At 33.1% G+C, this 1,336-nt stretch carries 2 protein-coding genes; one reads left to right on the top strand and one right to left on the bottom strand.

All coding sequences use genetic code 11. The features are described 5' to 3' along the window. Positions 1–192 precede the first annotated feature (192 nt). The gene (locus BMY79_RS11800) at positions 193–399 is read left to right on the top strand and encodes a hypothetical protein (protein WP_074731038.1); all 207 of its coding nucleotides are present in this window, start codon (positions 193–195) and stop codon (positions 397–399) included. Positions 400–463: 64 nt separating this feature from the next. Here BMY79_RS11800 and BMY79_RS12285 read toward each other — a convergent pair. Continuing rightward, positions 464–1,336: hypothetical protein (locus BMY79_RS12285; protein ID WP_177176464.1), on the bottom strand; the 873-nt coding region annotated here is incomplete at its 5' end.

Raw genomic sequence — 1,336 nt, forward strand, 5'->3', positions numbered from 1 at the left:
CCACGTTGATCTTCAGGAATTGTAATTGTATATGTAATTACGTTTTTTCCTAAATCAGTTAATGTAACTGGAGTAGGGTTTTGCGCACTTACTAAATCATAAATTTTCGTTATTTTAATTTCAAATGAATAACCTAATTTTAATTGATCATCATGTATTGCAGTTTTAATACTATCAGTAGCCGCAGCATCTGTGATTTCAGCTTTTATACGTAATGCTTTTTCTTCAGTTGTTGTTGCTAAATCTTCTAACTCTGTAGAAACAAAACCAGCTGCTTTTACAGCTTCATATACATCACCAGCTTTTGCAGAAACTTTAGCATCGCTAGTTACTTCTTTTGAAATAACAGTTGGTTTGCCTTTAGAATTTGTATTTTGTTCAACGGAAAGATCAGTATAATTTGCAACACTAGTAATTTTAATTTTTACATCATCTTTTGTAAATTTGCCAGCAGGAATTGTTACTACATATTTATCTCCATCAGATTTAAATTTTTTTCGTCATCAGTCATATTGATTTCAGAACTCGTCAACACTGGGATAGAGTTATCAGTGAATTTACATTTTGCCTGTGGTGATACAGTAATAGTTACCTGATCATCTTTTGTAATTCCAGATGTTTTCGAAACTGATACAGTAGCACCTCTTAATCCTGAATCATCTACTTTAATATTAGAAAGAATTTCATATGAACCGCCAGTGATAGTTACGTCAGTGTTTTTATCTGCTGTATCTTCAGCTGTACCTGTAAAAGTTGTTTTTATTTCATATTCGTAAGTAGAATCATCTATTTTATTTCCAGTTTCAGTTTTATCTACACCATACGTAACTGTAGGGGCACTCGCAAATTTACGTCCTTCTTTTGCTTTTACAGTAAGAATTGCTTTTGTATTATCTACTTGATCTAATTCAGTTTTATCTATTGTATATGTTATTCCATCCGGAACACCAGAACCTTTAACAACAGTTAAATTTTCTTTAAGAAGTGCAACTGTCGCCTCCGAATCAAATGTGGTTTTAGTTAATTCACCTTTATCATTAAGTTCTACATCATACGTTCTAGCCTGGTGAACTAATCTATAACCCGTATCAGCTTTAACTGTAATTGTTAATTTACCGTCACTATACGCTACGCCCTCTACAGTTGAATGTGCTGGTTTAGTAATTGTTACTTTTTGTTCTCCTTGTAAACCAACAACAGTAACATCCTGAGATGTTGTTACATCCGCCGCCTTAACCTCTTGAGCAAAACTACCAACAAGTGGAACATTTGGAGCTAAACTAGTGCCAACAACAGTAGCACTTAATAAACCAATAAGTAATTTTTTCTTTAAACC

The sequence above is a fragment of the Lachnobacterium bovis genome (assembly GCF_900111325.1).
GTDB classification, from domain to species: Bacteria; Bacillota; Clostridia; order Lachnospirales; family Lachnospiraceae; genus Roseburia; species Roseburia bovis_A.